Genomic DNA, 3,335 nt, shown 5'->3' on the forward strand with positions numbered 1-3,335 from the left:
CAGGCGCTGATCGACGCCATGAAGGGCATGAGCTGGACGAGCCCGCGCGGCCCGGTCTCCATCGACCCGCAGACCCGCGACATCGTGCAGAACGTCTATATCCGCAAGGTCGAGCGCCGGAACGGGGAGCTCTACAACGTGGAGTTCTCCACGATCCCGAACGTCAAGGATCCGGTGAAAGCCGCCAAGTCCAACTGAGATCACGCCTGCCGAAAGCGCCATCTCGCGATGGCGCTTTTTCTTGTATACAGACCCGGATCATCCTGACTGATTTTGCACCGCAAAAGCCCGTATTAGCCGCAAGTATAGTTGTTGTCGGTCCTCAACTGTATACAGTCTGTTCAGGGAGAAAACAGATGACGCACGCCAAGGCTTATCCCCTCAATGCCTGGTACGCCGCAGCCTGGAGCCATGAGATCAGGCACGAGCTCGCGGCCCGGACGATCTGCGACAAGGATGTCGTTCTCTACCGACGCACGGACGGCCAGGTCTCCGCCCTCGAGGATGCCTGCTGGCACCGCCTGCTGCCGCTCTCGATGGGTCGCCTCGAAGGCGACCAGGTGATCTGTGGCTATCACGGCCTCGTGTTCAATTCCGCCGGCCGGTGCACCTACATGCCGGCGCAGAAGACCATCAACCCGTCGGCCTGCGTGCGCTCCTATCCCGTGGCCGAGCGGCATCGCCTCGTGTGGATCTGGCCGGGCGATCCCGCACTGGCGGATCCGGCCAAGATCCCGGACTTCCATTGGAACGACGGCACCGACTGGGTCGGCGAGGGCGGAACATTCTACAGCCTGAAATGCGACTACCGCCTCGTGATCGACAACCTCATGGACCTAACGCACGAGACCTACGTGCATGCGGGCAGCATCGGCGACGAGGCGATCACCAGCGCGCCCTTCGACGTCACGCATACGGACCGCACGGCCACCGTGACGCGCTGGATGATCAACATCGAGCCGCCGCCGTTCTGGGCCAGGCAGCTCAATCGTCCCGGCGCGCATGTGGACCGCTGGCAGATCATCTATTTCCAGGCGCCGTCCACGGTCGTCGGTGATGTAGGCGTCGCCGTGACAGGAACAGGCGCCCCGCAGGGCGACCGCTCGCAGGGCGTCAACGGCGCCTTCCTGGCCGCCATCACGCCGGAGAAGGACGGTTCCTGCCATTATTTCTGGAACTTCGTCAGGACCTTCCGGACGGATGACGAGCAGCTGACCCGTGACATCAACAAGGCCCATGTCAACGAGGGCAAGGGAGTCTACGACCAGGATCACGTGGTCCTCGAGGCGCAGCAGGTCGCCATCGACCGGAACCCCAGGATGCCGTTCTACAATCTCAACATCGACGCGGGCGCCCTGTGGGCGCGCAAGCTGATCGACCGGATGCTGGACGACGAATACGGCTCGCAGCCGCACGTGCCGAGCCAAGCGGCCGAGTAGGGTCGACCATGGCCGAACAAATCGAATGGCGGGCCGCGAAGCTGCTCCGGACCAGGGATCTCTCCCCGGACATCCGGCTCTTCGAGATTGAGCCCTCGGGAGACTTCGTCGCCCCGACGCCCGGCAGCCACATCAACGTGAATGTGCAGATCGGCGAGAGGCCGGACGTGCGCTCCTACTCGATCGTGGGCCCCTGTTCCGACGGCCTCTATAGGATCGCCGTGAAGCTCCTCGGCGACAGCCGGGGCGGCTCCGCCTACATGTGGGGTCTCAAGCCGGGTGCCCAGCTCACCATCTCGACCCCGGGCAATCACTTCGATCTCGGCCGGGGACGACCGGAATACCTGCTCCTCGCCGGAGGCATCGGGATCACGCCGATCTTCACCATGGCGATGGCGCTGGCGGAGATCGATGCGGATTTCCGGGTGCTCTACGCCTGCCGGCGGCGGGAGGATGCGGCCCTTGCCGACGAGCTGCGCGAGCGGGTCGGCGAGCGGCTGCAGATGTTCGTCGACGCGGACGGGGGCAGGGTGGATCTCGATTCCGAGATCGCCCGGCTCGCGCCCGGCGGCGAGCTTTACGTCTGCGGGCCGATCGGCCTGCTGGAGGCGGCCAAGCGCGCCTGGCAGCAGAGCGGCCGCCCGGTCGACCAGCTCCGGTTCGAAACTTTCGGCAACAGCGGGCGCTTTGCCTCTCAGCCCTTCAAGGTCCGCATTCCCCGGCTCGACCTCGTGGTCGACGTGCCGCAGAACCAGACCATGCTCGACGCCCTCGAAACGGCCGGAGTCGCCATGATCTCGGATTGCCGGCGCGGCGAATGCGGCCTCTGCGCGCTCTCCATCCTGGAGGTGGACGGCATCGTCGATCATCGCGACGTCTTCTTCAGCGACGAGGAGAAGGCTGCCAACGCCAAACTCTGCACCTGCGTGTCGCGGGTCGCAGGGGGCAGCATCACCATCGACACGGCGGACAGGGCGGCCTGATGAGCATCGAGAAGCCCGGCGACCGCTCCCTCTCCCAAACCGTGAAGGCACAGCTTGCCCTACGCGAACTGGTCCTTCGTGGAGCCCTGAACCCGGGCGAGCGTGTCTCCGAGCTGCAGATGGTCGAGCGCCTCGGCGTCTCCCGCACCCCGGTCCGAATGGCCCTTGTCCGTCTCGAGGAAGAGGGGCTTCTGGAAGCGATCCCGTCCGGCGGCTTCGCCGTGAAAGCCTTCTCCGAGAAGGAAGTCTTCATCTCCATCGAGATCCGCGGAACGCTGGAAGGACTGGCGGCACGCCTCGCCGCCGAGCACGGCGTCGGCCGCTCCGAGCTCGTCGAGGCCGCATCATGCCTCGACGACATCGACGAGGTCATCCGTCGCGACATGCTCGAGATCGACCTGTCGCAATATGTCGAGCTCAACGCCCGCTTTCACCGGATCCTGATCGACATGGCGGATTCTCCGCCCCTGGCACGTCAGATCGAGCGGGCGAGCGCCCTGCCGTTCGCCTCGGCGAGCGCGCTGGTTCCCGTTCAATCGCGCTCGCCGGAGCTGCATCACATTCTGACCGTCGCCCAGGACCAGCATCGCTGCGTCCTGACCGCTATCGAGCGGCGCGAGGGCAGCCGGGCCGAGGCGATCATGCGCGAGCATGCCCGCATCGCCCACCGAAATCTGGAAAGAGCGCTGACAAACCAGAGGGACATGGACCTTGTGCCGGGTTCTGCGCTCATCAAACGGCGCGTCCGCGCCTAATGGCGAAAAGCCGAAGAGGGAGTGAGGAAACATGTTGAGACGGACATTTCTAGGGGCCGCGGCCGCCCTGCTGGGCCTGACCGGGGCCGCGTTGGCCCAGGAGCCCCTGAAGATCGGCCTGATCCTGCCGATGACCGGCCCCTTCGCGTCGACGGGCC

3 protein-coding genes and 1 pseudogene are annotated in these 3,335 nt (G+C 65.3%); all 4 read left to right on the forward strand.

The genetic code is table 11. From position 1 onward, the window contains the following. Nucleotides 1-198: pseudogene (locus KBI52_RS01985) on the forward strand (ABC transporter substrate-binding protein); the annotation flags it as partial. 158 nt (nucleotides 199-356) lie between these two features. Next, entirely contained in the window at nucleotides 357-1,439 is a 1,083-nt protein-coding gene (locus KBI52_RS01990; protein ID WP_210804979.1) for an aromatic ring-hydroxylating dioxygenase subunit alpha, read from the forward strand. Between the two features lie 8 nt (nucleotides 1,440-1,447). Further along, nucleotides 1,448-2,422 carry a PDR/VanB family oxidoreductase gene (locus KBI52_RS01995; RefSeq protein ID WP_210804981.1) on the forward strand — a complete coding sequence of 325 codons (975 nt, stop codon included), beginning with the start codon at nucleotides 1,448-1,450 and terminating at the stop codon, nucleotides 2,420-2,422. Further along, on the forward strand, nucleotides 2,422-3,177 hold the full coding sequence (locus tag KBI52_RS02000; protein ID WP_173948283.1) for a GntR family transcriptional regulator: 756 nt from the start codon (nucleotides 2,422-2,424) through the stop codon (nucleotides 3,175-3,177). The genes KBI52_RS01995 and KBI52_RS02000 overlap by 1 nt, the downstream gene beginning before the upstream one ends. Nucleotides 3,178-3,335: the final 158 nt, after the last annotated feature.

The sequence above is a fragment of the Microvirga sp. HBU67558 genome (assembly GCF_018069605.1).
Classification (GTDB): domain Bacteria; phylum Pseudomonadota; class Alphaproteobacteria; order Rhizobiales; family Beijerinckiaceae; genus Microvirga; species Microvirga terrae.

What these genes read in the sequence shown, in the direction of transcription:
- KBI52_RS01995 (WP_210804981.1), top strand. Translation starts at nt 1,448, where the DNA reads ATGGCCGAACAAATCGAATGGCGGGCCGCGAAGCTGCTCCGGACCAGG.
- KBI52_RS01990 (WP_210804979.1), top strand. Translation starts at nt 357, where the DNA reads ATGACGCACGCCAAGGCTTATCCCCTCAATGCCTGGTACGCCGCAGCC.
- KBI52_RS02000 (WP_173948283.1), top strand. Translation starts at nt 2,422, where the DNA reads ATGAGCATCGAGAAGCCCGGCGACCGCTCCCTCTCCCAAACCGTGAAG.